The following is a 24,614-nucleotide window of genomic DNA, read 5'->3' on the forward strand; positions in this document are numbered from 1 at the left end:
GCCACTTATAAGGCTCCGAATCGAGGCACCAGTGGTGGGTATGTCGAGCAGGGCAGCCCCCAAAGTAGCGGTTCTGATGGGCGGATCCTCGGCTGAGCGCGAGGTTTCGCTGGTATCGGGGCGGGATTGCGCCGCCGCGCTTGGGGAAGAAGGCTTTGAGGTTGTGCGCGTGGATGCGGGCGCCGACCTCTGTGCACGCCTTGCCGAGATTCAGCCCGATGTGGTTTTCAACGCGCTGCATGGTCGCTGGGGCGAGGATGGGTGCGTTCAGGGCCTGCTGGAATGGCTGCGCATCCCCTATACCCATTCGGGCGTCCTGGCCTCGGCCCTCGCGATGGACAAGGAACGCACCAAGATGGCCTTTCGCGCCGCCGGGCTGCCGGTGGCCGAAAGCCTGCTGGCCCCCGCCGTTGAGGTGCGCGCGCGTCACGTGATGGAGCCGCCCTATGTGGTCAAGCCGAACAGCGAGGGGTCTTCGGTCGGGGTCTATCTGGTGCATGAGGCGGCGAACGGGCCGCCGCAGCTTTCTGCGGAGATGCCGGATGTCGTGATGGTCGAGGCGTTCGTGCCGGGGCGCGAGCTGACCACCACGGTGATGGGCGACCGGGCGCTGGGGGTCACCGATATTCTGACCGACGGCTGGTATGATTACGAAGCCAAGTACACCGAGGGCGGCTCGCGCCATGTGCTGCCTGCCGACGTGCCGGCCGAGATTTTCGACGCCTGCATGGACTACGCCCTGCGCGCGCATGACGTGCTGGGCTGCCGGGGCGTGTCGCGCACCGATTTCCGCTGGGACGAGACGCGGGGCCTGCGCGGGCTGTTCCTGCTGGAGACGAACACCCAGCCGGGCATGACGCCGACATCGCTGTCGCCAGAGCAGGCGGCGCATTGCGGCATGTCCTTTGGCGCGCTGTGCCGCTGGATGGTGGAGGATGCGTCATGCAACCGGTAGCCGCGCCCGAACCTGCGAAGCGTGACCCGGCGCCGACGCGTCTGGCCTATCGGCTGCACCGGCTGTGGCTGACGCCGCTGTTCCGGTCTTTGCTGCGGGTGGGGCTACCCTCGTTCTGCATGGTGTTCGCGGTGGGCTGGTACCTGGCCGATCAGCAGCGGCGCGAGGAGCTGGGGCTGGTGTTTTCCGACCTGCGCCGCGCGATCGAGGAGCGGCCGGAGTTCATGGTCAAGCTCATGGCGATTGACGGCGCGTCTGGCGAGCTGGATCAGGATATCCGCGAGATCGTTCCGCTGGATTTCCCCGTCAGTTCGTTCGATCTGGAGCTTGAAGAGATGCGCCGCGCCATTCTGGGGCTGGATGCGGTGGCCGGGGCCGGGCTGCAGATCCGGCCGGGCGGCATTTTGCAGGTGTCGATCCAGGAGCGCATTCCCACCGTGATCTGGCGCAGCCGCGACGGGCTGGAACTGCTCGATGGCGAGGGTCACCGGGTGGCGCCGCTGGGCGCGCGTACCGACCGGCCCGACCTGCCGCTGATCGCCGGCGACGGGGCCGATGCGCAGGTGGCCGAGGCGCTGGCGCTGATCGAGGCGGCGCGGCCGCTGGCCGGGCGGCTGCGCGGGCTGGTGCGGATGGGCGAACGCCGCTGGGACGTGGTGCTGGACCGTGACCAGCGCATCCTGCTGCCCGAACGGGGCGCGGTCGAGGCGCTGGAGCGTGTGATCGCGCTGGATCAGGCCGAAGACATGCTGGAGCGGGATCTGATGGCGGTGGACATGCGCAATGCCGACCGCCCGACGCTGCGTATGTCGCCCGAAGCCGTGGAAGAACTGCGGCGCGTGAAAACATTGGAAACAGGAGCAATCAAGGGATGACCGATCTCTATCAGTCACAGCGCGCCATGCGGCGGATGCGCAAGCAGGCGATGGACCGGGGCGTGATCGCGATTCTGGATGTCGGCACCTCCAAGATCGCCTGTCTTGTGCTGCGTTTTGACGGGCCGGAGCGGTTTTCCGGCGGTGATGGCGTCGGCTCTCTGGCGGGGCAATCGTCGTTCCGGGTGATCGGGGCGGCCACCACCCGTTCGCGCGGGGTGCGCTTTGGCGAGATCGACGCGATGCAGGAAACCGAGCGCGCCATTCGCACCGCCGTTCAGGCGGCGCAGAAGATGGCCAACCTGCGGGTCGACCACGTGATCGCCTGCATGTCGGGGGCGCAGCCGCGGTCTTACGGGCTGGATGGCGAGATCGATCTGGTGGACAGCGTCGTCAGCGAGGATGACGTGGCCCGCGTTCTTGCCGCCTGCGACGTGCCCGATTTCGGCGACGGGCGCGAGGTGCTGCATGCCCAGCCGGTGAATTTCGCGCTGGACCACCGGTCGGGGATGAACGATCCGCGCGGGCAGATCGGCAACCGGCTGGCTTGCGACATGCATCTGCTGACGGTGGATGCGCATGTGGTGCAGAACCTGCTCTATTGCATCAAGCGCTGCGACCTGGAGCTGGCGGGGCTGGCAAGCTCGGCCTATGTCTCGGGCATCTCGTCGCTGGTCGAGGATGAGCAGGAGCTGGGCGCGGCCTGTATCGACATGGGCGGCGGCGCGACCGGCGTGTCGGTCTTCATGAAGAAACACATGATCTATGCCGATTCCGTGCGCATGGGCGGCGATCACGTGACGGCGGATATTTCCAAGGGGCTGCAGGTGCCGCTTTCGACGGCGGAGCGGATCAAGACCTTCTATGGCGGCGTGGTCGCCACCGGGATGGACGACCGCGAGATGATCGAGATCGGCGGCGACACCGGCGATTACGAGCATGACCGGCGCACCGTCAGCCGGGCCGAGCTGATCGGAATCATGCGCCCGCGCGTCGAGGAGATTCTGGAGGACGTGCGCGCCCGGCTCGATGCGGCCGGGTTCGAGCATCTGCCAAGCCAGCAGATCGTGCTGACCGGCGGCGGCAGCCAGATTCCGGGGCTCGACGGGCTGGCCAGCCGAATCCTTGGCCAGCAGGTGCGCCTTGGCCGGCCGCTGCGTGTGCAGGGCCTGCCGCAGGCGGCGACGGGCCCGGCCTTTTCGGGGGCGGTGGGGCTGTGCCTGTTTGCGGCACACCCACAGGATGAGTGGTGGGACTTTGAGATCCCGGCAGAGAGGTATCCGGCGAAATCGCTGAAAAGAGCGGTGCGCTGGTTTAAGGATAACTGGTGACCGCAAGATACTGTGTGAGCGGCGAAATACCGCCAATGCGGCCCTTCGGTCCCCAATATTTTGTGGGTTTTTTTGCGTTTTTTTCGTGACCAGCCCTGTTCGAAACGGTAGAATCAAGCGAATAAAGGACCACAGCGGCGTATTGTGCCGAGTAAAAGAACAACGCAGGCGGACAGATCAATGACATTGACACTCACAATGCCGGAGCATGAAGAACTCAAACCCCGGATCACTGTTTTCGGTGTGGGCGGGGCAGGCGGCAACGCCGTCAACAACATGATCGAGAAGCAGTTGGACGGGGTGGAATTCGTCACCGCGAACACCGATGCCCAGGCGCTGCAGCAATCGAACGCCCCGGCGAAGATCCAGATGGGCGTTAAGGTGACCGAAGGGCTGGGCGCGGGCGCGCGGCCGTCGGTCGGGTCCGCCGCCGCCGAAGAGGCGATCGAGGAAATCGTCGATCATCTGGCAGGCGCGCACATGTGCTTCATCACCGCCGGCATGGGTGGCGGCACCGGCACCGGCGCGGCGCCGATCATCGCGCAGGCCGCGCGCGAGCTGGGTGTTCTGACCGTCGGCGTCGTGACCAAGCCGTTCCAGTTCGAGGGCGCCAAGCGGATGCGCCAGGCCGAGGAGGGTGTCGAGGCCCTTCAGAAGGTTGTGGACACGCTGATCATCATTCCGAACCAGAACCTGTTCCGCCTGGCCAATGAAAAGACCACCTTCACCGACGCGTTCAGCCTGGCCGATGATGTGCTCTATCAGGGCGTGAAGGGCGTGACCGACCTGATGGTGCGCCCCGGCCTGATCAACCTGGATTTCGCCGACGTTCGCGCCGTGATGGACGAGATGGGCAAGGCGATGATGGGCACCGGCGAGGCCGAGGGCGAGGATCGCGCGGTTCAGGCTGCCGAAAAAGCCATCGCCAACCCGCTGCTCGATGAAATCAGCCTGCGCGGCGCCAAGGGTGTTCTGATCAACATCACCGGCGGCTACGACCTGACCCTGTTCGAACTCGACGAAGCCGCCAACCGCATTCGCGAGGAAGTGGATCAGGAGGCCAATATCATCGTCGGCTCGACGCTGGATACCGCCATGGAAGGGTTCATGCGGGTATCGGTTGTCGCCACCGGGATCGACGCCAGCAATGTGGTGATGGACACGCCGGTTCCGCGCCGCCGCATGGCCGAACCGCTGCAGCCCGCCGCCGTGGCGGAAGCGCCCGCGCCGGCGGTTGCGGAAACGCCTGCCGCCGCGGAAACGCCCGAGCCGTCGCTGTTCCCGGCGGAAGAGCCGCGTGCTGCCGCCCAGAGCTATGCGCAGGACGATGAGCTTCCGGCCCCGGCCTATCAGCCGCAATCGGAAGAAGACGCCGCGCTTGCCGCCGCGCTTGCCGATGATCCGCAGCCCGAGGAAGAGGTGTTTGTCGCGCCGCGCCCGCGCGCGCCGGGAACGCCGTCGCCCGAAGCCATGGCGCGCCTGCAGGCCGCCGTTGCCAAGGCGCCGCGCACCAGCTCTTCGGAGCATCACGCCGCGAGCGCCCGCCCGGCGAGCGCCGCCGACAAGGCGCGTTTCGGCATCGGCTCGCTGATCAACCGCATGGCCGGCAGCCCGCAGGAGGCCACCGCGCGCGCCGCGCAGCCGGAGCGCCGCCAGCCCCCGGTTCAAAGCCAGCAGGAAGCCGCGGAGACCGACCCGGATCAGGAGAGGATCGAGATCCCTGCGTTCCTGCGGCGTCAGGCCAACTAAAATCTGACTGCGAAAATTACGTGAAAAGGCCGGGTTGACCGGCCTTTTTTCATTTCTAAATCAGAGTTTTGCATCATATACCTCACCCCCGCGGCGGCAAATCGCCGATGCCTGACGCGCAATGTTTCAGCGCGTTACAATCTTTGAGTTGAGGTTCCGGGCCGGTGACCGTACCTCAAATGTGCAGCTGCGGCATGGTCCGCCTGCCGGGGCAAAAGAAAGACGGGTGCAAATTGCAGACCACTCTTAAATCGCAGGTTGGATTCGCCGGTATCGGTCTTCACACGGGGCGCCCCGTGCGGATGATGGTGCGCCCGGCCTCGGCTGAATATGGTGTGTGGTTCCGCCGCACCGACGTTTCCGACGCTGATCCGCTGATCGCCGCCCGCTGGGATGTGGTCTCGCCCGCGCGGCTTTGCACCCGGCTGGTGAATGACGCGGGCGTGTCGGTGTCGACCGTCGAACATCTGATGGCGGCGCTTGCCGGCTGCGGCATCCACAACGCGCTGATCGAGATCGACGGGCCGGAAGTGCCGATCCTCGACGGGTCGGCGGCGCCTTTCGTCAGCGCGTTCATCGCGCGCGGGCTGCAGGAGCTGGACGCGCCGAACCGCGCGATCGAGATCCTCGATACCGTGGAGGTGCGCGAAGGCGATGCCTGGGCCCGGCTTTCGCCCGCCCGGACGCTGGAAATTGATTTCCACATCGATTTCACCGATCCGGTGATCGGTGTGCAGAACAAACGCCTGAACATGGCCAACGGCGCCTTTGTCCGCGAATTGTGCGACAGCCGCACCTTTTGCCGCCAGAGCGATGTGGATGCGATGCGCGCCAACGGGCTGGCCCTTGGCGGCAGCCTGCTCAACGCGGTCGTGGTTGATGGCGACCGAATCCTCAGCCCCGGCGGGCTGCGCCACGCCGACGAGGCGGTGCGCCACAAGATGCTGGATGCGCTGGGCGACCTCGCGCTGGCCGGTGCGCCGATCCTGGGCCGCTATACCGGGCACCGCGCCGGCCACGCCATGACGAACGCGCTTTTGCGGGCGCTTTTCGCCCGGCCCGAGGCTTTTCGCATGGTAACATGCGACGCGCGGCTGGCGCGCAACCTTCCGGGCGTCGGCGTCAGCCGCACCGATCTGCGCGCCGTCGCCTGAGCAACCGGGTTTCGCGGTAAAAGCGTTTTTCCTCCGATTTTTATGTGCTAGGACACGGCGCAGGCCGCGCCGAACGCCACACGCGCGGAGCACTAGGAAAGAGGTATTGCGGGTCATGGGCAAAAGCAGATCGCTCAAGGGGCTTGTCGGGGCGTTGGCGGCGCTGGCCGTGCTGTCATCGTGTGGCGGCAACAAAGAGCCGGCGCTGGAAAGTCTGACCGCCGAGGATATCTACAAGAAGGCCGAGTTCGAGCTGGAAACCACGCGCAACGCCGATGACGCCGCCGTGCTGTTCGGCGAGGTCGAGCGGCTCTACCCCTATTCCGAATGGGCCAAGCGCGCGCTGATCATGCAGGCCTATGCCTATTACATCGACAAGGACTATGAAAACAGCCGCTCGTCGGCGCAGCGCTATATCGATTTCTATCCGGCCGATGAGGATGCGGCCTATGCGCAATATCTTCTGGCGCTCAGCTACTACGACCAGATCGACCTGATCGGCCGCGATCAGGGCCTGACCTATCAGGCGCTGCAGGCGCTGCGCACGGTGATCGAACGCTATCCCGACAGCGAATATGCGCAATCGGCGATCCTGAAATTCGATCTGGCCTTCAACCATCTCGCCGCCAAGGAGATGGAGATCGGGCGCTACTACCTCAAACGCGGCCATTACACCGCCGCGATCAACCGGTTCCGCGTGGTGGTCGAGGATTTCCAGACAACGACCCACACCGCCGAAGCGCTCTATCGCCTGATCGAGGCCTATCTGTCGCTGGGGCTGGATCACGAGGCACAGGCGGCGGGCGCGATTCTCGGCTTCAACTATCAGTCCACCGAATGGTATGAGGACGGGTACAAGCTGTTGCAGGGCAAGGGGCTGGAGCCGGATGTGCTCGGGACCGGCTGGCTGCAGGCGATCTATCGGCAAATGGTCAAGGGCGAATGGCTCTGACCCTGGGGCAGGGGGGCTTTCGATGCTGCGCAGTCTCGACATCCGGGACCTGCTGATCATCGACCGGCTGGAACTCGCGTTCCAGCCCGGCCTGAATGTGCTGACCGGCGAGACCGGGGCCGGCAAATCCATTCTTCTGGATGCTCTGGGCTTTGTGCTGGGCTGGCGCGGCCGGGCCGAGCTGGTGCGCGAAGGCGCCGCGCAGGGCGAGGTGGTGGCGGTGTTCGACCTGCCCGAATCCCATGCCGCCCGCGCAGTGCTGGCCGACGCGGGCTTTCCCGCCGGCGACGAGCTGATCCTGCGCAGGGTCAACAGCGCCGACGGGCGCAAGACCGCCTGGGTCAATGACCGCCGCGCCTCGGGCGAGGTGCTGCGCGCCCTGTCCGACACGCTGGTAGAGCTGCACGGCCAGCAGGATGACCGCGGGCTGCTGAACCCGCGCGGGCACCGGGTCTTGCTGGACGACTTCGCCGGCAACGCCGCGCCGCTGGCCGCCACCCGCGCCGCCTGGCGCCGCGTGGCCGAGGCCCGCCGCGCCCTGGCCGAGGCCGAGGCCGCGCTGGCCGCGCTGCGCGAAGAGGAGGATTTCCTGCGCCACGCCCTGGCCGAGCTCGACGCGCTCGATCCGCAACCGGGCGAAGAGGCCGAGCTGGACACGCGCCGCCGCATGATGCAGGCGGCCGACCGTATCCGCGAAGACATCGCGCGCGCCTTTACCGCCATGGGCGGCGACGGGGCCGAGGGCCTGCTGGGCGATGCCGTCCGCTGGCTGGAAGGCGCGTCGGACCGGGCCGAGGGCCGGCTCGACGGCGCCATCGACGCACTCTCCCGCGCCCTGTCGGATCTGGGCGAGGCGCAGCAGGGGGTGGAGGCCTGCCTTGATCACCTCAGCTTCAACCCCGCCGAGCTGGAAATGACAGAGGAGCGCCTCTTCGCCATCCGCGGCCTTGCGCGCAAACACGGGCAACAGCCCGACGATCTGGCAGAGTTCACCCGGACCCTGCGCGCCCGGCTCGCCGCGCTCGACGCCGGCGAGGGCGATATCGCCGCCCTGCACGCCGCCGTGGCGCAGGCCGAAGCGGGCTATCGCGCCGCTGCCGAAACCCTCACCGCCCGGCGCATCAGGGCGGCCAGGGCGCTCGACAAGGCGATGGCCGCCGAACTGGCCCCGCTGAAGATGGAGCGCGCGGTCTTCGCCACCGAAATCACCCCCGCCGATCCCGGCCCCGAGGGGCAGGATGGCGTGACCTTCACCGTCGCCACCAACCCCGGCGCGCCCTCCGGCCCGCTCGACAAGATCGCCTCGGGCGGCGAACTCAGCCGCTTCCTGCTGGCGCTCAAGGTCTGCCTCACGCGCGGCACCTCCGGCATCACCATGATCTTCGACGAGATCGACCGCGGCGTCGGCGGCGCCACCGCCGACGCGGTGGGCCGTCGCCTCGCCGCGCTGGCCGAAGGCGGGCAGGTGCTGGTCGTCACCCATTCGCCGCAGGTGGCGGCCCGGGGCGCGCATCACTGGCGGGTGGAGAAGCAGGTCAGCCGGGGCAAGACCCGTTCCACCGTCACGCCGGTTGCCGAAACCGGCCGTGTCGATGAAATCGCCCGCATGCTCGCCGGCGACACCATCACCGAAGAGGCCCGCGCCGCCGCCCGTGCCCTGCTCGGCGCCTGAGCTTCATCTTTCCGAAAATATCCCCGCCGGAGGCACCTGAGCGCCCGCCAGGGCGCGAGGCAGGAAACGGCCCGGAACGGGCCGCGACAATGGCCCCTCACCGGGCATGGCCGCGAAATGCGGCGCGCTTTCGCCCCCCTGCGCCCAGATCGGGCTTGGACCGGCCCGGCCGATCGCCTAAGAGGGAAGAGACGGCGCCAGGCGCTTCGGGGATGGGCGCGGGCGCGCGCTGCCGGGGATGCGCCGCAGCAGGGGCATCCTGTGCCAGGCGGGCGGCGCGGGAAAGGCCCGGGGAAACACGCCCGGCAGAATGGGTCCGCCTTGGGCGAGCGGCTTTCCGCATTTCTCGACCGGCAGCGCAGTGACGCGAAAACCGCCGTTCGCAACGGCTGGTCTGCGCTGCTGCGCGAGGGGCCGTCCAAGCTTCAGTTCTGGATCATCGCGCTGATCGTCGGCAGTGCCGCGGGCTTTGTGACGCTGGGCTTCCGTCATGCGATCGACGCGCTGCAGCGGGCGTTCTACGGCGTCGATGACCCGCGTCTGTTGCACAGCTTCGCCCAGACATTGCCGTGGTACTGGGTGCTGATCATTCCGATCTGCGGCGGGCTGGCGGTGGGTATCCTGCTGCGGCTGTTCACCGATGACGGCCGGGTCTGCAGCGTCGCCGACGTGATCGAGGGCGCGGCCCTGCATGACGGGCGGGTGGAGCGCAAGGCCGGGCTGGCCTCGGCGCTGGCCTCGCTGATCACGCTGTCATCGGGTGGCTCCACCGGGCGCGAGGGGCCGGTGGTGCATATGGCCGCGACCATCGCCTCCTGGGTGTCAGAGCGTATCCATGCCAATGGCATGACGGGGCGCGATCTGCTGGGCTGCGCGGTGGCGGCGGCGGTCTCGGCCTCGTTCAACGCGCCGATCGCCGGCGCGCTTTTCGCGCTGGAGGTGGTGCTGCGGCATTTCGCGGTGCACGCCTTCGCGCCCATCGCCATCGCCAGCGTGGCCGGCACGGTGATCTCGCGCCTGAGCTTCGGCAATGTCACCGAATTTTCGCTGCCGCTCGACAATGACCTGATCGTCTATGTCGAACTTCCGGCCTTTTTGCTTTTGGGGCTGGTCTGCGGTCTGGTCGCGGTGCTGCTGATGCGGGCGATCTTCTGGGCCGACGACGTCGGCAACTACCTGCAGGGCGAGATGCGGGTGCCGTCCTGGCTGCGCCCGGCGCTGGCGGGGGCGCTGCTTGGCGGGCTGGCGATCTATTTCCCGCATATCATCGGGGTGGGCTATGAAACCACATCCGCCGCGCTGACGGGGCAGCTCGTGTTTCACGAGGTTCTGATCTTCGCCGTGCTCAAGGGCGTGGCCGTGGCCATTACCATGGCCGGGCGGATGGGGGGCGGCATTTTCTCACCCTCACTGATGATGGGCGCGCTGACCGGGCTGGCCTTCGGCATCGTCGCGACCTCGGTCTTCCCCGATATCTCGGGCTCCGAAACCCTCTATGCGCTGGCCGGAATGGGGGCGGTGGCGGCCGCCGTGCTGGGCGCGCCGATCTCGACCACGCTGATCGTGTTCGAACTGACCGGCGACTGGCAGACCGGACTGGCGGTGATGGTGGCCGTGTCGGTCTCGACAGCGCTTGCCTCGCGCCTGGTGGATCGCTCGTTCTTCCTGACCCAGCTCGCGCGTGCCAACAAGCATGTGGCCGCCGGGCCGCAGGCCTATCTTCTGTCGCTCTACAAGGTGCGGGTGGTGATGCGCGGCAAGGACAAGCCCGGCGCGGCCTCGCCAGAGGCCTGTCTGGCGCTGATGGAGCAGGGGGTGTTCATCGGCCCCGACGCAACGCTGGAAACCGCTCTGCCGGTATTCGACGAAACCGGCCACAGTTTCATCCCGGTCGTCGCCCCGGCAACCGACAAGGCCCCGGCAACCCTGCTGGGCGCGCTGTTTCACGTGGATGCCCTGGGGGCCTATAACCGCGCCCTTGCGGCCATGGCGGCCGAAGAACATTCCTGACCGCGGATCAAAGCTGTTCGACGGCGACCTTTTCGGTGGAATAAAAGGCCAGATGGCCCTTTATCCGCGCAACCTCATCCTTCGGCTCTTCATAGGACCAGGCGGCGTCTTTCAGCGTTTCGCTTTTGGTGCCGATCGAGAAATAGCTCGCCTCGCCCTTGTGCGGGCAGGTCGTGCGCGTGTCGGACGCGTCCAGAAACGCCATCGCGACATCGCCGCGCGGGAAATAGATCACCGGCGGATAGGCCCCTTCGGACAGTTCCAGCGCATCGGTGCTTTCGGCCAGAACGGCGCCGCCGGCGCGCACCACCCATTTTCCGCCCGCCTTGCGTATCGCGATGTGGTTTGTCATGGCTGCTCTCCCCCGTCGGCCTGCGTTGCGGCCGCATACTAGTCGCCGCTTCATGACAGTTACATGTCGCCGTATCCAGCGTCCAGATGGTCACAGGGGGGCGGTGGCACGCCCGAGCCAGACGCGCGCCGCCTCTGACACGCGCGGCGCGATCCTGTCACGCACCTGCGCGTGATAGGCATCCAGCCAGGCCCGCTCCTCGGCGCTCAGCATATCGGCCAGAATGAGGCGCCGGTCGATCGGCACATAGGTCAGCGTGCCGAAGCACAGCATCGCCCGGTCATCGCCGCCGGGCAGGGCCGGGGCCTCCTGCACCACGATCAGGTTCTCGAGGCGGATGCCAAAGGCACCCTCGCGATAATATCCCGGCTCGTTCGACAGGATCATCCCCGGCTCCAGCGCCACCTCAGAGCTGCGCGACAGGCGCTGCGGCCCCTCATGCACGCTGAGATAGGCGCCGACGCCGTGGCCGGTGCCATGATCGTAGTCCTGCCCGGCCAGCCACAGCGGATACCGCGCCAGCGCCTCCAGATCCCGCCCCGACAATCCGCGCGGCCAGCGCGCGCGCGATATGGCGATCATGCCCTGCAACACGCGGGTGAAGCACAGCTTTTCCTCATGCCCCACATCGCCGATGGCAACCGTGCGGGTGATGTCGGTGGTGCCGTCGATATACTGCCCGCCGCTGTCGATCAGCAGCAGATCGCCCGGCGCAAGATCGCGATTGGTGTCCCGGGTCACCCGGTAATGCACGATGGCGCCATTCGGCCCGCTGCCCGCGATCGTGTCGAAGCTGATGTCGCGCAGCGCGTTCGTGGCGCGGCGGCAGACCTCGAGCTCGGTCGCCACGTCGATCTCGGTCAGGCGCGCGGTCGGAACGGTGGCGTCGAGCCATGACAGGAACTCCACCACCGCCGCGCCGTCGCGCAGATGCGCCTCGGTGGTGCCGGCAATCTCGGCCGGGGTCTTGCGGGCCTTGGGCAGGAGACAGGGGTCGGCGCCCCAGCGGATCTCTACCCCGGCCTCGTTCAGCAGCCCGGCCAGCGCGATCGGGGCGCTGGCCTTGTCGAGCCGCACCGGCCCGGGCAGGCTGCGCAGCGCCGCGTCAAAGGCCACGGGCGGGCGTAGCGTGACCTCGGCGCCCAGATGCGCCGCCAGCGCCGCATCGCATTTCGCCGGATCGGCAAACAGCGTCACCCGCCCGTCGTCATGCAGAATGGCAAAGGCATGCGGCACCGGATTGCGGGCGATATCGCTGCCCCTGACGTTCAGAAGCCAGGCGATGGAATCGGGCAGCGTCAGCACGGCAGCCTTCTGCCCGGCGGCGCGCAGCTCCGCGGCGATCCGGCCGCGCTTGGCGGCATGCTCTTCCCCGGCAAGCGCGGCGGGATAGGGCACAACCGGCCCCAGCGGCGGGCCGGGCTGATCGTCCCAGATCCGGTCGATCAGATTGTCGCTCTCGCACAGGCCGACACCGCTGCCCGCCAGCTCTTCCAACAGCTTGTCGATCTGCTCGAACGTGTGCAGCCAGGGATCGAACCCCACCACGCCGCCACCGGGCAGCGCCTCGCGCAGCCACGCCGCCAGCTTGGTCTCGGGCCAGGGCACGGGCGTGAAATGCGCCGGATCGACCTGCGCCCGGACCTGCACCCGGTAGCGCCCGTCGATGAACACCCCGGCCCGGTCGCGCAGGGCCACGGCAAACCCCGCCGAGCCGGTGAAGCCGGTTAGCCAGGCCAGCCGCTCGTCACGCGGCGCGACATATTCGCCCTGATGCGCATCGGCGCGCGGCACCATGAACCCGTCCAGCCCGGCGGCCGCCATCTGCCGGCGCAGATCCGCCAGCCGGGGCGGGCCGTCGGCAGGGCGGGTGGTGGCCTCGAACCTTTGAAACATGCGCCGCGCTCCTGCTTTCATCTTTCCCGAAATATCCCCGCCGGAGGCAAGAAAACTCTGGCTCCGGCCTCAGCTCGCCCTGCGGATGCCCATCACGCGGGCGCGCGCCCGCGGGTCGCTGTCGAACAGCCCGGCCAGCTGCTCGGTCATCGCACCGGCCAGCTGTTCCACATCGGTGATCGTCACCGCGCGGTCGTAATAGCGCGTCACATCATGGCCGATGCCGATCGCGATCAGCTCCACCAGCTTGCGTTTCTCGACCATGGCGATCACGTCGCGCAGGTGTTTTTCAAGATAATTCGCGGGGTTGACCGACAGGGTCGAATCGTCCACCGGCGCGCCGTCGGAAATCACCATCAGGATCTTGCGCGCCTCGTGCCGCGCGACCAGACGCCGGTGCGCCCATTCCAGCGCCTCGCCGTCGATATTTTCCTTCAGCAGGCCTTCCTTCATCATCAGCCCCAGATTGGGGCGCACCCGGCGCCAGGGCGCGTCGGCCTGTTTGTAGATGATGTGGCGCAGATCGTTCAGCCGGCCGGGCTGCTGGGCGCGGCCCTCGCCCAGCCAGCGTTCGCGCGATTGGCCGCCCTTCCAGGCGCGGGTGGTGAAGCCCAGAATCTCCACCTTCACCTGACAGCGTTCCAGCGTGCGCGCCAGCACATCGGCGCAGATCGCGGCGATCGAGATCGGGCGCCCGCGCATCGAACCGGAATTGTCCAGCAGCAGCGTCACGACGGTATCGCGAAACTCGGTATCCTTCTCGACCTTGAACGACAGCGGCGTCGTCGGGTTGGCCACCACGCGCGCCAGCCGCCCCGCATCCAGAATGCCCTCTTCGCGGTCGAACTCCCAGCTGCGGTTCTGCTGCGCCTGCAACCGGCGCTGCAGCTTGTTGGCCAGGCGGCTGACCGCGCCCTTCAGCGGCTCGAGCTGCTGGTCGAGATAGGCGCGCAGCCGCTCCAGCTCCGCCGCCTCGGCCAGATCCTCGGCGCGGATCTCCTCGTCGAAATCGGTGGTGAAGACATCGTAATTCGGATCGGCCTGCGAATGCGGCGGCGGCGGGGGCGGCTCCATCGGGGCGTCACCTTCGGGCAGCTCGGCCTCGTCCGACATTTCCATATCGGCCAGATCGTCCATCGACACCTGCGCCTCGGCGGCCTCCTGGGTGTCGTCCTGGCTTTGCTCGGGACTGGCCTCGCTCTCTTCCGACGATTGATCCTGATCGTCGCCGGTGCTTTCGGGCTGGTCTTCCTCCTCGTCGGACTGGGTGCTCTGATCGTCTTGTTCTTCGTCTTCCATGTCCGGGTCGTCGCCCAGCTGGTCGCCATATCCCAGATCGCGGATCACCTGCCGCGCGAAGCGGGCAAAGGCGGATTGATCCGTCAGCGTCTCTTCCAGATTGTCGAGCGTGTCGCCGGCCTGTTCCTCGATAAAGCCGCGCCACAGCTCCATCACATTCTGCGCGCCGGCGGGCAACACGCGGCCGGTGGCGAGGTGCCGGATCAGATAGCCCGCCGCGCGGGCCAGCGGCGCGTCGGCGGCATTGGTGATGTCGGCATAGCCCTTGCGCGCGGCCTCGGCCCCGATCATCGAGTCGATGTTGCCGGCGGTGCCGGGCATGGTGCGGGCGCCCACCGCCTCGCACCGGGCGGTTTCCATCGCCTCGTAGAGATCGCGCGCCATCTCGCCCTGCGGCTGATAGCGGCTGTGGGTGGCGGCATCATGGTATTTGCGGCGCAGCGCATAGGCATCGGCGGTGCCGCGCGCGAGCAGCACCTCGTCGCGGGTCATCCGGCGGCTGATCTGCGGCAGGCGCACGGCATCGTCGCTCATGCCCGGCGGATCGACAGAATAGCTGACGCCCAGATCGGGATCATCGGCCATGACCCGGGTGGCCTCGGCCAGCGCCTTCTTGAACGGATCGGCGGGGTTGTCGGATTTCTGGGTCATTTTATGCCGTCAGCCTTTCGCACCAGTTGATCCTTTTGCCACCGTCATAAGCAACCGCGAGCCCCTGCGCCATCATATCCTGCCCGATGTCGCGCCCATCGACATAGAGCTGCAGCAGCATCCTGCCATACTTGTCGCGCCCGCCACCAGGGGCGACGGAAATCTGCGCGGCCCCGTCGAGCCGCTGGGTCAGGTAGGCGGTTGCCTGCAGCCCGAGCCGCCGCTCCGCCGGGCACGCTGGTCGGTAGGTTTCGGGCGTATCAAAGCCGACAAGCCGGGCGGTGCCGCCCGAACCGTCGGGGCAGGCGATGCCGATGGTATCGCCATCGACAACCCGGTCGATGATACAACCCGGCCCCGACCGGGGAAGGGCAACCGTTCGCGACGGGGGCACGGAGTGGGTGCTGCATCCGGCAAGCAGGCTGGCCGCAACGAGCGCGGCTTTCACGGCGAGGCGACGGCTGGGGAGCGGCATCAGATCGGCCCGGGGGTTTCGGGCCGGGTCCGGGTGAAAGCATCGACGTCCCGGCCCAGCCGGTCGAACATGTCGCGGTTGTCGGTGCAGCCGTCAGCCATGCAATCCTTGTCCATCAACAGCATCAGCTGTTCGGCGATATGGGCGTCGATTGCCGCGGTATCACCGCCGCCACGGGCCGCGAACCGGGCACGGGCGGCGGCCTTTGCCGTGGTGATGCGGATGCAGGGCTGTGTCATCGGGGCCGTGACCTGAGGCTGAGGAACGCCCATCAACCTAGAGCCATTCCCGAGGCTTGGCCATAGGGGGGGCGCGAAAACCCGCCCCTCGGGATCAGTCGCCGGACGCGTTCGGCAGGATCAGCGCATTGCAATCCAGAATGCGCCTGTCGATCATCTGCCGGGCCCGCGCGGCGCGGCCGGCATCGAAGCTGTAATCGGCATCGGCGAGCAGGGTGGCGATCTCGCCCCAGCCGAGAGAGCGCCATTGCGTCGCCTGGGCGGGGGGCATGCCGTAATCGACGGCGTCGGGCAGGGTCGCCTCCAGCAGCAGGTCGAAATCCGCGCGCAGGGCTTCTGTCTTGCCGACATCGGGGCTTTGCGTGGCGCGCTGCCGGGTTTCGAGCGCCGCAAGGCGGCCGGCGCAGGTGGCAAAGAATTCAGCTCGCTGAGACGGAGAACCGGGCAGGGCGAGCGCGGCAGGGGCGGTGAGGATCAACAGCGCCACGCCACGAAGGGTGTTGAGGGCCGGATGTGTCATGTAACAAAGTTATGACGCTTCGATATCGAAAGTCAATACTTTGTATATACACCAGTGGTGCGGACGCGGGCGCCCGCCGCGGCAGGCCTCCGCATGAGGGCCCGCCCGAAGATCAGCCCAAGCTCATGCTGGCGGCGCTTTCCGGCAGTTCCTCGTCAAAGCAGCGCTGATAGAATTCGGCGACCGTCTGCCGCTCCAGCTCGTCGCATTTGTTCAGGAAGGTCAGCCGGAAGGCATAGCCGATATCGCGGAAGATCGTGGCGTTCTGCGCCCAGGCAATAACGGTTCGCGGGCTCATCACCGTGGACAGATCGCCGTTCATGAAGGCGGTGCGTGTCAGATCCGCGACCGTCACCATCTGGCTGACGATCCTGCGGCCCTTTTCGGTGTTGTAGGTGGGGTTCTTGGCCAGAACGATCGCCGATTCCGCGTCATGCGACAGGTAGTTCAGCGTCGCCACCAGCGACCAGCGGTCCATCTGGCCCTGGTTGATCTGCTGGGTGCCGTGATAGAGGCCCGTGGTATCGCCCAGACCCACGGTGTTGGCGGTGGCGAAGATGCGGAAATACTTGTGCGGGGTGATCACCTCGTTCTGGTCGAGCAGGGTCAGCTTGCCGTCGACCTCCAGCACCCGCTGGATCACGAACATCACATCGGCGCGGCCCGCGTCATATTCATCGAACACGATCGCGGTGGGGTTGCGCAGCGACCAGGGCAGGATGCCCTCCTGGAACTCGGTCACCTGCTTGCCGTCTTTCAGCTTGATCGCATCCTTGCCGATCAGGTCGATCCGGCTGATGTGGCTGTCGAGGTTAACGCGCACGGTGGGCCAGTTCAGGCGGCTGGCCACCTGTTCGATATGGGTGGATTTGCCGGTGCCGTGATAGCCTTGGATCATCACCCGGCGATTGTGGGAAAACCCGGCCAGAATCGCCAGCGTGGTGTCGGGATCGAACTTGTAGGTGCTGTCCAGTTCGGGCACCCGGTCGGTGCGGTTGGCAAAGCCCCGGACCACCATATCAGTGTCGATTCCGAAAACTTCGCGAACCGAGATCTCCTCAGAGGGTTTTGCGTCAATGTCCATGGTGCCGTCCGCCATTATCGCCATACCTTTCACACGGGATGTGCACGCGCGCCCGTCCCAGACGATTTAGTGGAACATATCGCCGGGGGGTTCAAGGGGAAGCCCGCCGGCCGCGTCACTTCCCGCGCATGTATCTTTGTCCTTCATTTCGCACCCAGGATGCGTATTCTGCCCACGGCGAACAGGAAAATTACAGGCACATGGCGACGCGGGCAGAGATTGAAGTTCTGATTGCACAGGTGGGCATGCGCGACCGTGCGGCGTTTTCGTCGCTTTATGCGCGCACCTCGGCGAAACTCTTTGGCGTCTGCCTGCGTATCTTGAAGGATCGGGCGGCGGCCGAAGACGCGTTGCAGGAGGTGTTCGTCAAGATCTGGTACAATGCCGACAAGTTCATCGCCGGGGGCTACAGCCCGATGACATGGCTGATCACCATCGCGCGCAACCACGCGATCGACCGGCTGCGCGCGGCCCAGGCCCTGACCCAGGGGATGGGCGCGGAGGCCGATGCGGTGCCCGACGGGGGGCCTGGGCCAGAGGCTCTGGCGGTGGCCGCGTCGCAGCGCGCGGCGATCGACGGGTGTCTGGAAGAGCTGGAGGATGACAAGGCCGATGCGGTGCGCGGCGCCTATCTGGAAGGCTACAGCTATCAGCAGCTTGCCGACCGCAGCGGCGTTCCTGTCAACACGATGCGAACCTGGCTCCGCCGGAGCCTGTTGAAACTGAGGGATTGCCTGACAAGATGACCGACGGGCGACAGATCACCGGAGACGACGCAAGCCGGGCGGCGGAATATGTGCTTGGCCTGATGGGCGCGTTCGAGCGGCGCGCCTTCGAGGCCGAGATGGCCGAGAGCGCGGTGCTGCGCGACGAGGTGCGCGCCTGGGACGAGGATCTGATTTCGCTGGCCCAGGGCTTTGACGAGGTGGCGCCGGGGCCGCATGTGCGGGGCGCGCTGGAGGACCGGCTGTTCGGCCGCGAGGCGCGGCGCGGGATCTGGTCGAGCCTGTCGTTGTGGCGCGGGCTGGCGGGGGCGGCGCTTGTCGGGGCGGCGGCGCTGGCATTTGTACTGATGCGCCCGGTGGTTCTGCTGCCGGCGGGGGATGCGCCGGTGTTCGTCAGCCAGATCGCCACCGAAGACAACGCGCTGCAGATGGCTGCGGTGTTCGATGCCGGGGCGGGTGTGCTTCAGATAAACCGGGTGGCGGGCGCCCCGGCCGAGGGGCGTGTGCTGGAGCTGTGGCTGATCGCGGGTGAAGGCGCGCCGGTGTCGCTTGGGGTGCTGCCCCCCGAACGGCGCGGCCGGATCGCGGTGCCCGAGGCGCTGGCCGATCAGTTCCGCAACGCGGTTATGGCCATCAGCGACGAGCCGCCCGGCGGCTCGCCCACCGGGGCGCCGACCGGGCGGGTTCTGGCGGTCGGCGTGGTTACCGCGCTGTAGAATTTGGAAAAAATTTGACCGGAACGTGAAACTATTTTCGTTCTGGTTCGTATAGTCTTCAACCTGGGGGCTGCGGGGCAGCGTGTGGTGAACCTTGTTCTGGTATCGCCCCGCGCCAATTGCCATCCGGGGCGTGCCGCCTGTTGTGATGTGTCGATGGTTAAATGGTAATACAGGCGGCACGCATAACCGCAGAGCGAGGAGTTCGGGAAATGAACCGTCGTGGATTGCTGAAGGCCACCTGTGCGGCCGCGCTGCTGGCGGGCGTGCCGCGCGCGCTGTTGGCCGCCTCTTTCGAGGTGACGCGCAGCGATGCGGAGTGGCGCGCGATGCTGAGCGATCTGGAATACAGCGTCATGCGCCGGGAGGGCACGGAGCGCCCCTTTACCAGCCCGCTGAACGATGAAAAGCGGGCCGGCCTGTTTCACTGCCGGGGCTGTGACCTGCCACTTTACGACGCGGCCGCGAAATACGACAGCGGCACCGGCTGGCCCAGCTTCTGGCAGGCCTTGCCCGGCGCGGTGCAAACCAAACAGGACCGCAAGTTCCTGATGCTGCGGACCGAGGTGCATTGCCGCCGCTGCGGCAGCCATCTGGGCCATATCTTCGATGACGGGCCGAAGCCGACGGGCAAGCGCCATTGCCTGAACGGGGTCAGCCTGCGGTTCGAGCCGGCCTAGTCAGGCATTTTGTAACGTCACGTCACACTGGCGTCTGCCGCGGGAATTCAGGGGTTTCGGCCCGATCCGCCGTTGATTTTCATATTCCGATACTTAGATTGGCGCGACTTGGCCAAGGCGGGAACCGATATGCGGGTCTCGGCGTTAACCAATGATTGTTGCCGTGAAGGCGGTGTCGGCCCGGAGGGGCCGGAGAGTATATAACTTTCAGTAAAGTGAGTTGCCGGCGTGAAACAGAACAAAGACATCGAGCGGTTGAACATGAACAGCGAATCGATGTGCGACTGTATCTTTCAGGAAATCGTCGATGCGACCGAAGGCTGGCCGCGCGCCGCGCAATACACTTTCGCGGTGCGCCTTGCGTCGCGTCTTGTGGAGCATACCGCTTATGAAGGGGCCGGGTGGTGGTCGAAACATGTGCTGAACGATCTGATCATGGTCGCCGCACAGCTTGACCGGGTCGCCAGTGACGGCGGCACCCTCACAAGCCACTGAGGCGCGTACGCCTCAGTCCTGAAAGCTGCGGCTTTCCTTGATCTGATCCCAGGCCCAGACGACCTCTTGCAGGCGATCCTCGTCGGCACGGTCGCCGCCGTTCATGTCGGGGTGCAGATCCTTGACCAGCGATTTGTACTGTTTGCGGATCTCGGTCTTGGTCCAGTGATCGCGCGCCTCGAGGATATCGAGCGCCTTGCGTTCGGTGGGGGGCAGGCGGCGGGTGCTGCCACCGCCCTTGCCGGGGTTGCGCGTGGCGTTTTCGCCCAGAACCTGATGCGGATCGTCCACGCCCAGCCGGGCCCAGGCGCGCTGTTCCTCTGTCGGTTTCCCGAAGGGCTTGGTTTCGCGTTCCCAGACGCGATCCTTTTCCATCTGGGCTTCCATCTCTTCCTCGGTGGTGCCGTGGAAGAAATTCCATTTCAGATTGTATTCGCGCACGTGATCCTTGCAGAACCACAAATACTGGTCGAGATGGTCGGGGGATTTGGGGGCGCGGTACTGCCCCTGTTCTTCACAGCCCGGATGCTCACACTTCTTGGTCGAGGTCTCGAAAGCCCCCGACATGCCGCGCCTGCCGCGGGTGCGTTTCTTTTTGTCGGACGAAACGGATATATCGAATCCGAACGGATCCCTCTTACTCATGGCCAGCCACCTTTTCGACTCGGACGTAAGAGTTTAGGCATTTGGAGCGAGGAATGAAGGGGGTCAGGAGTGAAAAATGACTGTCACTGACGAGATTAACACAAAGCTGACCGAAGCCTTCGGGCCGAGCCGCCTGCGGGTGGTGGATGAAAGCGATCTGCATGCCGGGCACGCCGGAAATACAGGCGGCGGCGAGAGCCATTTCCGGGTGGAGATCAGCGCGCCCGCCTTCGCCGGCATGAGCCGGATCGCGCGGCATCGTGCGGTGCATGCCGCGCTGGGCGCCGATCTTGTGGGCCGCATCCATGCGCTGGCCCTGCATATCGAGGGGTAGCGCCTATTCGGCGGCCACGTCGCCGGTTTTCTTTTCCGGGTCTTCGGTCAGCCGCGCCGGGCCAAGCAGCGGCGCGCGGCCTTCGGGGCGTGTCGTAAGGGCCGGCGGCGCCTTGCCCTCGGGCGCGTCGGCGGTCAGCGAGGCGGCGGCGCGGGCGGCGATCTCTTCGGGGGTCTTGGGGGCTTCCTCTGCCTGTGGCATCGGGGCCGGGGCCGCCTGTTCGGGCAGGGCGCGGCGGAAGATCAACATGTTCTGGAACGTCGTGGTCTTGCCGGTCAGGCCCTGCCGCTCTTCGCAGGGCAGGGTATCGGCGCGCTGATATTCCCAGCCGTCGCGGCCCAGATCGTTCATCAGGGTTGCCAGCACATGGGCGAACCGTTCCTGCGTGGTTTTCACGCCCTTGATTTTCTGGCCCCGGGTGGGGGCCGGAACGACCTTGTACTCAAATTTAGGCATCCGCCTCACATCCCCGTATTCAACGCATGACAAATTAACGCTTCTGGTGGCCGGAGTCCAAGCCCGGCGCGAATTTTCCGCCCGGCGCGGCGGTCAGGCCACAGGCCCGGCCGGCCCGAAACCGGCTAGCCCAGCTTTTTCGCGACGATCTCGTTCACCGCCTTGGGGTTGGCCTTGCCGCCGGTGGCCTTCATCACCTGTCCCACGAACCAGCCGGCCAGCTTGGGGTTCTGGCGGGCCTTTTCGACCTGCGCGGGGTTGTCGGCGATCACCTTGTCCACGGCGGCCTCGATCGCGCCGGTGTCGGTGACCTGTTTCATGCCGCGCTCTTCGACGATCTGCGCCGGATCGCCGCCGGTGGTATAGACGATCTCGAACAGGTCCTTGGCGATCTTGCCGGAAATGTCGCCCTTGGAGATCAGATCGAGGATGCCGCCAAGCTGCGCCGGGCTGACAGGGCTTTCGGTGATGTCATGCTCTTCCTTCTTCAGCCGGCCGAACAGCTCGTTGATCACCCAGTTGGCGGCCAGCTTGCCGTCGCGGCCTTCGGCCACCGCCTCGAAATAGGCGGCATTCTCGGCCTCGGCGGTCAGCACGCTCGCGTCATATTCCGTCAGCCCGAATTCCAGCACGAACCGCGCCCTCTTTTCATCGGGCAGTTCGGGCAGGCCGGCGGCGATGTCATCCACCCATGCCTGTTCGATCTCCAGCGGCAGCAGATCGGGGTCGGGGAAGTAGCGGTAATCATGCGCCTCTTCCTTGGACCGCATCGAACGCGTCTCGCCCTTGTCGGGATCGTAGAGCCGGGTTTCCTGCACCACCGCGCCGCCATCTTCCAGAATCGCGATCTGGCGCCGGGCCTCGTGTTCGATCGCCTGCTGGATGAAGCGCATGGAGTTCATGTTCTTGATCTCGCAGCGCGTGCCCAGATGGCCGAAATCCTGGGTTTCCTGATATTTTTCGTAATCGCCGGGGCGGCAGACGCTGACGTTCACATCGGCGCGCAGGTTGCCGTTCTGCATGTTGCCGTCGCAGGTGCCCAGATAGCGCAGGATCTGGCGGATCTTGGCGACATAGGCCGCGGCCTCCTCGGGGCCTCGGATGTCGGGGCGGCTGACGATCTCCATCAGCGCCACGCCGGTGCGGTTGAGATCGACGAAAGACATGTTCGGGTCCATGTCATGGATCGACTTGCCGGCGTCCTGCTCCAGGTGGATCCGTTCGATGCGCACCTTGCGGGCCACGCCGGGGCCCATGTTCACGAGCACCTCGCCCTCGCCCACGATCGGGTGGTAGAGCTGCGAAATCTGATAGCCCTGCGGCAGGTCGGGATAGAAATAGTTCTTGCGGTCGAAGGCCGACATCAGGTTGATCTGCGCCTTCAGCCCCAGCCCGGTGCGCACCGCCTGGGCCACACAGAATTCGTTGATCACCGGAAGCATGCCCGGCATTGCCGCGTCCACAAAGGACACGTTGGAATTGGGCTCGGCGCCGAATTGCGTCGAGGCGCCGGAAAACAGCTTGGCCTTGCTCGCGACCTGCGCGTGAATCTCGAGGCCGATCACAAGCTCCCAGTCGTGCTTTGCGCCGGCAATGACTTTGGGTTCGGGGGCGGTATAGCTGAGGTCGAGCATCTTTGGGCGTCCTGTCAGGGGTCACGGGGGCGTTCTAAGGCAGAAGCCCCGAGAGGGGCAAGGGGCAGCGGCCGTTGGCGGGGTTTCGCCGCCCTGTGCGCGCATGCATTGCACGGCGGCCGGTTTCGCCGCATTCTGTGCGCTGCGGGCGGTGTCGGCCCGTTTTACTTCGGGCCGCATCATGAAACATTTCGTCCTGTCCGCGCTGATCCTGCTTCTTCCCATGGGGTGCGGCCTGCCGGGGGGCGGCGAGCCCGCGACGATGAGCACATCCTCGCCGGTGCTGCCGGTGATGCGCTGGGATGATCAGCGCCCGCCGGATCAGGCGCGGAACTGGACATACGCCTCGCTTGCCGCGCTGCAGACCCATGGCGCCGGTCTGGCGGCGATCGTTCCGGCCGATATCGAAACCTATTGCCCCGGCTACCCGACCGCGTCGCCCGCCGACAGGCGCGCGTTCTGGGCCGGGCTGTTTTCGGCGCTGGCCAAGCACGAAAGCACCTGGAACCCCGGGGCGGTGGGCGGCGGCGGCCAGTGGTTCGGGCTGGTGCAGATCTCGCCCGCCACCGCGCGCGGCTACGGCTGCTCGGCGCAGACGGCCGAGGCGCTGAAGGATGGCGCGGCCAACCTGTCTTGCGCGATCCGCATCGCCGCGCGCACGGTGATGCGCGACGGCGTCGTGTCTGCCGGGGGGCGGGGTATCGCCGCCGACTGGGGGCCGTTCCACAATGCCGCGAAACGCGCCGAGATGGCGCGCTGGACCGGCGCGCAGGCTTATTGCCGCAACCGCGAATAGGTTTGACTGGCGCGGCGAACGGGTGCAGGCTGTTTGCATCGGGCCGCGCGCCGGGGGCATTCGGGTGTTGCGGTATTTTCCAGCAAAATGAAAAGGATTCAGGATATTGCGCATTCATCTTGGCTGTCAGATGACCTACGATCTGCCGCAGCCGACGCCGATGATCGTTCTGCTGAATGTGCATTATTCCCGCGCGGGAGATCTGGAGCGCCCCGATTGGCTGGTGACCTCTCCCGCGGTGCCGGTTCAGGCATACCGCGACGGGTTCGGCAACTGGTGCAACCGGCTGACCGCGCCGCCGGGGCGGATCACGCTGCGCACTGACGGGGTGATCCGCGATGAAGGGCTGCCGGACCCGGTGAAGCTCGACGCCTGGCAGCACCCGGTGGAAGAATTGCCCAGCGAGACGCTGCAATATCTGCTGGGCAGCCGCTATTGCGAAACCGATGTTCTGTCGGAGGTGGCCTGGGCCCTGTTCGGCGCGACGCCGCTGGGATGGGGGCGGGTGCAGGCGGTCTGCGATTTCGTCAACCGGCACGTGCGCTTCGGCTATGAGCATTCCAGCCCCTTCAGAACCGCCGCCGGCACCTATGCCGAACAGCGCGGCGTGTGCCGGGATTTCACCCATCTGGCGATTGCCTTCTGCCGCTGCCTGAACATCCCGGCGCGCTATTGCACCGGCTATGTCAGCGATATCCGCCAGCCGCCGCCCTATGCGCCGATGGATTTCGCGGCCTGGATGGAGGTTTACCTGTCTGGCCGGTGGTGGACCTTCGATCCGCGCAACAATGACACGCGTTTCGGGCGGGTGCTGATCGCGCAGGGGCGGGACGCGGCCGATGTGCCGCTGACCCATAGTTTCGGCACACATCAGCTTGCCGATTTCCAGGTGTGGATCAGCGAACTTCCGCCGGAATAG

The 24,614-nt window shown here is 66.4% G+C and carries 25 protein-coding genes; 15 read left to right on the forward strand and 10 right to left on the reverse strand.

Going from position 1 to position 24,614, the window contains the following annotated elements; genetic code table 11:
* Positions 1-76 precede the first annotated feature (76 nt).
* From TQ29_RS06035 to TQ29_RS06070, 8 genes are all read left to right on the forward strand, one after another.
* Complete coding sequence (locus tag TQ29_RS06035) at positions 77-955, forward strand: D-alanine--D-alanine ligase (RefSeq protein ID WP_235974392.1); 879 nt, start codon at positions 77-79, stop codon at positions 953-955.
* On the forward strand, positions 943-1,830 hold the full coding sequence (locus TQ29_RS06040) for a cell division protein FtsQ/DivIB (protein WP_054538428.1): 888 nt from the start codon (positions 943-945) through the stop codon (positions 1,828-1,830). The genes TQ29_RS06035 and TQ29_RS06040 overlap by 13 nt, the downstream gene beginning before the upstream one ends.
* Complete coding sequence (gene ftsA, locus TQ29_RS06045; RefSeq protein WP_037211410.1) at positions 1,827-3,161, forward strand: cell division protein FtsA; 1,335 nt, start codon at positions 1,827-1,829, stop codon at positions 3,159-3,161. The genes TQ29_RS06040 and ftsA overlap by 4 nt, the downstream gene beginning before the upstream one ends.
* A 180-nt stretch (positions 3,162-3,341) precedes the next feature.
* Positions 3,342-4,910: a cell division protein FtsZ gene (ftsZ, locus tag TQ29_RS06050; RefSeq protein WP_054538429.1), complete on the forward strand. Its 1,569-nt coding sequence runs from the start codon at positions 3,342-3,344 to the stop codon at positions 4,908-4,910.
* A 233-nt stretch (positions 4,911-5,143) separates the two neighbouring features.
* Positions 5,144-6,064 (forward strand): UDP-3-O-acyl-N-acetylglucosamine deacetylase, encoded by a 921-nt coding sequence (gene lpxC / locus TQ29_RS06055; protein WP_054540345.1) that lies wholly within the window; start codon positions 5,144-5,146, stop codon positions 6,062-6,064.
* A gap of 115 nt (positions 6,065-6,179) precedes the next feature.
* Positions 6,180-7,016, forward strand: a complete 837-nt coding sequence (locus tag TQ29_RS06060) for an outer membrane protein assembly factor BamD (protein ID WP_054538430.1) — start codon at positions 6,180-6,182, stop codon at positions 7,014-7,016.
* Positions 7,017-7,038: 22 nt separating this feature from the next.
* Entirely contained in the window at positions 7,039-8,688 is a 1,650-nt protein-coding gene (gene recN / locus TQ29_RS06065) for a DNA repair protein RecN (RefSeq protein WP_054538431.1), read from the forward strand.
* Between the two features lie 321 nt (positions 8,689-9,009).
* On the forward strand, positions 9,010-10,698 hold the full coding sequence (locus TQ29_RS06070) for a chloride channel protein (protein WP_054538432.1): 1,689 nt from the start codon (positions 9,010-9,012) through the stop codon (positions 10,696-10,698).
* Between the two features lie 7 nt (positions 10,699-10,705).
* Here the strand turns inward: TQ29_RS06070 and TQ29_RS06075 are convergent, their stop codons facing one another.
* The 7 genes from TQ29_RS06075 to cobS all read right to left on the reverse strand — a co-directional run bounded on the left by TQ29_RS06075 (position 10,706) and on the right by cobS (position 17,229).
* Positions 10,706-11,050 (reverse strand): DUF427 domain-containing protein, encoded by a 345-nt coding sequence (locus TQ29_RS06075; protein ID WP_054538433.1) that lies wholly within the window; start codon positions 11,048-11,050, stop codon positions 10,706-10,708.
* Between the two features lie 90 nt (positions 11,051-11,140).
* Complete coding sequence (locus TQ29_RS06080) at positions 11,141-12,946, reverse strand: aminopeptidase P family protein (RefSeq protein WP_054538434.1); 1,806 nt, start codon at positions 12,944-12,946, stop codon at positions 11,141-11,143.
* Positions 12,947-13,015: 69 nt separating this feature from the next.
* Positions 13,016-14,896, reverse strand: coding sequence for a cobaltochelatase subunit CobT (gene cobT / locus TQ29_RS06085; RefSeq protein WP_054538435.1), 1,881 nt, complete (start codon positions 14,894-14,896; stop codon positions 13,016-13,018).
* A gap of 1 nt (position 14,897) precedes the next feature.
* Complete coding sequence (locus TQ29_RS06090; protein ID WP_054538436.1) at positions 14,898-15,371, reverse strand: thermonuclease family protein; 474 nt, start codon at positions 15,369-15,371, stop codon at positions 14,898-14,900.
* Complete coding sequence (locus tag TQ29_RS06095; RefSeq protein ID WP_157445526.1) at positions 15,371-15,610, reverse strand: hypothetical protein; 240 nt, start codon at positions 15,608-15,610, stop codon at positions 15,371-15,373. Before TQ29_RS06095 ends, TQ29_RS06090 begins: the two co-directional genes overlap by 1 nt.
* A 94-nt stretch (positions 15,611-15,704) precedes the next feature.
* On the reverse strand, positions 15,705-16,130 hold the full coding sequence (locus TQ29_RS06100; protein ID WP_054538438.1) for a hypothetical protein: 426 nt from the start codon (positions 16,128-16,130) through the stop codon (positions 15,705-15,707).
* A 112-nt stretch (positions 16,131-16,242) separates the two neighbouring features.
* Positions 16,243-17,229, reverse strand: coding sequence for a cobaltochelatase subunit CobS (cobS, locus tag TQ29_RS06105; protein ID WP_054538439.1), 987 nt, complete (start codon positions 17,227-17,229; stop codon positions 16,243-16,245).
* Between the two features lie 185 nt (positions 17,230-17,414).
* Between cobS and TQ29_RS06110 the strand changes: the two genes are divergently transcribed.
* The 4 genes from TQ29_RS06110 to TQ29_RS06125 all read left to right on the forward strand — a co-directional run bounded on the left by TQ29_RS06110 (position 17,415) and on the right by TQ29_RS06125 (position 19,830).
* Positions 17,415-17,960 carry a sigma-70 family RNA polymerase sigma factor gene (locus TQ29_RS06110; protein ID WP_037208313.1) on the forward strand — a complete coding sequence of 182 codons (546 nt, stop codon included), beginning with the start codon at positions 17,415-17,417 and terminating at the stop codon, positions 17,958-17,960.
* Positions 17,957-18,655, forward strand: coding sequence for an anti-sigma factor domain-containing protein (locus tag TQ29_RS06115; RefSeq protein ID WP_054538440.1), 699 nt, complete (start codon positions 17,957-17,959; stop codon positions 18,653-18,655). The genes TQ29_RS06110 and TQ29_RS06115 overlap by 4 nt, the downstream gene beginning before the upstream one ends.
* Positions 18,656-18,867: 212 nt before the next feature.
* Positions 18,868-19,335 carry a peptide-methionine (R)-S-oxide reductase MsrB gene (gene msrB, locus TQ29_RS06120; RefSeq protein ID WP_054538441.1) on the forward strand — a complete coding sequence of 156 codons (468 nt, stop codon included), beginning with the start codon at positions 18,868-18,870 and terminating at the stop codon, positions 19,333-19,335.
* Between the two features lie 228 nt (positions 19,336-19,563).
* Entirely contained in the window at positions 19,564-19,830 is a 267-nt protein-coding gene (locus TQ29_RS06125; RefSeq protein ID WP_037208307.1) for a hypothetical protein, read from the forward strand.
* A gap of 12 nt (positions 19,831-19,842) precedes the next feature.
* Here the strand turns inward: TQ29_RS06125 and TQ29_RS06130 are convergent, their stop codons facing one another.
* The gene (locus tag TQ29_RS06130; protein ID WP_037208305.1) at positions 19,843-20,475 is read right to left on the reverse strand and encodes a J domain-containing protein; all 633 of its coding nucleotides are present in this window, start codon (positions 20,473-20,475) and stop codon (positions 19,843-19,845) included.
* A 76-nt stretch (positions 20,476-20,551) separates the two neighbouring features.
* Here TQ29_RS06130 and TQ29_RS06135 point away from each other — a divergent pair, with 76 nt between their 5' ends.
* On the forward strand, positions 20,552-20,809 hold the full coding sequence (locus tag TQ29_RS06135; RefSeq protein WP_054538442.1) for a BolA family transcriptional regulator: 258 nt from the start codon (positions 20,552-20,554) through the stop codon (positions 20,807-20,809).
* 3 nt (positions 20,810-20,812) lie between these two features.
* Here the strand turns inward: TQ29_RS06135 and TQ29_RS06140 are convergent, their stop codons facing one another.
* Together TQ29_RS06140 and gatB are read right to left on the reverse strand one after the other, a co-directional pair.
* On the reverse strand, positions 20,813-21,265 hold the full coding sequence (locus TQ29_RS06140) for a DUF4177 domain-containing protein (protein WP_054538443.1): 453 nt from the start codon (positions 21,263-21,265) through the stop codon (positions 20,813-20,815).
* A 125-nt stretch (positions 21,266-21,390) separates the two neighbouring features.
* Positions 21,391-22,899 (reverse strand): Asp-tRNA(Asn)/Glu-tRNA(Gln) amidotransferase subunit GatB, encoded by a 1,509-nt coding sequence (gene gatB / locus TQ29_RS06145; protein ID WP_054538444.1) that lies wholly within the window; start codon positions 22,897-22,899, stop codon positions 21,391-21,393.
* A gap of 181 nt (positions 22,900-23,080) precedes the next feature.
* On the opposite strand from gatB, the gene TQ29_RS06150 reads away from it, so the two are divergent.
* Together TQ29_RS06150 and TQ29_RS06155 are read left to right on the forward strand one after the other, a co-directional pair.
* Entirely contained in the window at positions 23,081-23,695 is a 615-nt protein-coding gene (locus tag TQ29_RS06150) for a transglycosylase SLT domain-containing protein (protein WP_054540346.1), read from the forward strand.
* Positions 23,696-23,801: 106 nt separating this feature from the next.
* Entirely contained in the window at positions 23,802-24,614 is an 813-nt protein-coding gene (locus TQ29_RS06155) for a transglutaminase family protein (protein ID WP_054538445.1), read from the forward strand.

The sequence above is a fragment of the Actibacterium sp. EMB200-NS6 genome (assembly GCF_001305615.1).
GTDB lineage: Bacteria > Pseudomonadota > Alphaproteobacteria > Rhodobacterales > Rhodobacteraceae > Actibacterium_A > Actibacterium_A naphthalenivorans.

What these genes read in the sequence shown, in the direction of transcription:
- TQ29_RS06140 (WP_054538443.1), bottom strand. Translation starts at nt 21,265, where the DNA reads ATGCCTAAATTTGAGTACAAGGTCGTTCCGGCCCCCACCCGGGGCCAG.
- TQ29_RS06075 (WP_054538433.1), bottom strand. Translation starts at nt 11,050, where the DNA reads ATGACAAACCACATCGCGATACGCAAGGCGGGCGGAAAATGGGTGGTG.
- cobS (WP_054538439.1), bottom strand. Translation starts at nt 17,229, where the DNA reads ATGGCGGACGGCACCATGGACATTGACGCAAAACCCTCTGAGGAGATC.
- TQ29_RS06060 (WP_054538430.1), top strand. Translation starts at nt 6,180, where the DNA reads ATGGGCAAAAGCAGATCGCTCAAGGGGCTTGTCGGGGCGTTGGCGGCG.
- TQ29_RS06135 (WP_054538442.1), top strand. Translation starts at nt 20,552, where the DNA reads ATGACTGTCACTGACGAGATTAACACAAAGCTGACCGAAGCCTTCGGG.
- TQ29_RS06090 (WP_054538436.1), bottom strand. Translation starts at nt 15,371, where the DNA reads ATGCCGCTCCCCAGCCGTCGCCTCGCCGTGAAAGCCGCGCTCGTTGCG.
- ftsA (WP_037211410.1), top strand. Translation starts at nt 1,827, where the DNA reads ATGACCGATCTCTATCAGTCACAGCGCGCCATGCGGCGGATGCGCAAG.
- TQ29_RS06040 (WP_054538428.1), top strand. Translation starts at nt 943, where the DNA reads ATGCAACCGGTAGCCGCGCCCGAACCTGCGAAGCGTGACCCGGCGCCG.
- TQ29_RS06080 (WP_054538434.1), bottom strand. Translation starts at nt 12,946, where the DNA reads ATGTTTCAAAGGTTCGAGGCCACCACCCGCCCTGCCGACGGCCCGCCC.
- ftsZ (WP_054538429.1), top strand. Translation starts at nt 3,342, where the DNA reads ATGACATTGACACTCACAATGCCGGAGCATGAAGAACTCAAACCCCGG.
- TQ29_RS06035 (WP_235974392.1), top strand. Translation starts at nt 77, where the DNA reads ATGGGCGGATCCTCGGCTGAGCGCGAGGTTTCGCTGGTATCGGGGCGG.
- TQ29_RS06150 (WP_054540346.1), top strand. Translation starts at nt 23,081, where the DNA reads ATGAAACATTTCGTCCTGTCCGCGCTGATCCTGCTTCTTCCCATGGGG.
- TQ29_RS06095 (WP_157445526.1), bottom strand. Translation starts at nt 15,610, where the DNA reads ATGACACAGCCCTGCATCCGCATCACCACGGCAAAGGCCGCCGCCCGT.
- recN (WP_054538431.1), top strand. Translation starts at nt 7,039, where the DNA reads ATGCTGCGCAGTCTCGACATCCGGGACCTGCTGATCATCGACCGGCTG.
- TQ29_RS06115 (WP_054538440.1), top strand. Translation starts at nt 17,957, where the DNA reads ATGACCGACGGGCGACAGATCACCGGAGACGACGCAAGCCGGGCGGCG.
- gatB (WP_054538444.1), bottom strand. Translation starts at nt 22,899, where the DNA reads ATGCTCGACCTCAGCTATACCGCCCCCGAACCCAAAGTCATTGCCGGC.
- cobT (WP_054538435.1), bottom strand. Translation starts at nt 14,896, where the DNA reads ATGACCCAGAAATCCGACAACCCCGCCGATCCGTTCAAGAAGGCGCTG.
- TQ29_RS06110 (WP_037208313.1), top strand. Translation starts at nt 17,415, where the DNA reads ATGGCGACGCGGGCAGAGATTGAAGTTCTGATTGCACAGGTGGGCATG.
- TQ29_RS06100 (WP_054538438.1), bottom strand. Translation starts at nt 16,130, where the DNA reads ATGACACATCCGGCCCTCAACACCCTTCGTGGCGTGGCGCTGTTGATC.
- msrB (WP_054538441.1), top strand. Translation starts at nt 18,868, where the DNA reads ATGAACCGTCGTGGATTGCTGAAGGCCACCTGTGCGGCCGCGCTGCTG.
- TQ29_RS06130 (WP_037208305.1), bottom strand. Translation starts at nt 20,475, where the DNA reads ATGAGTAAGAGGGATCCGTTCGGATTCGATATATCCGTTTCGTCCGAC.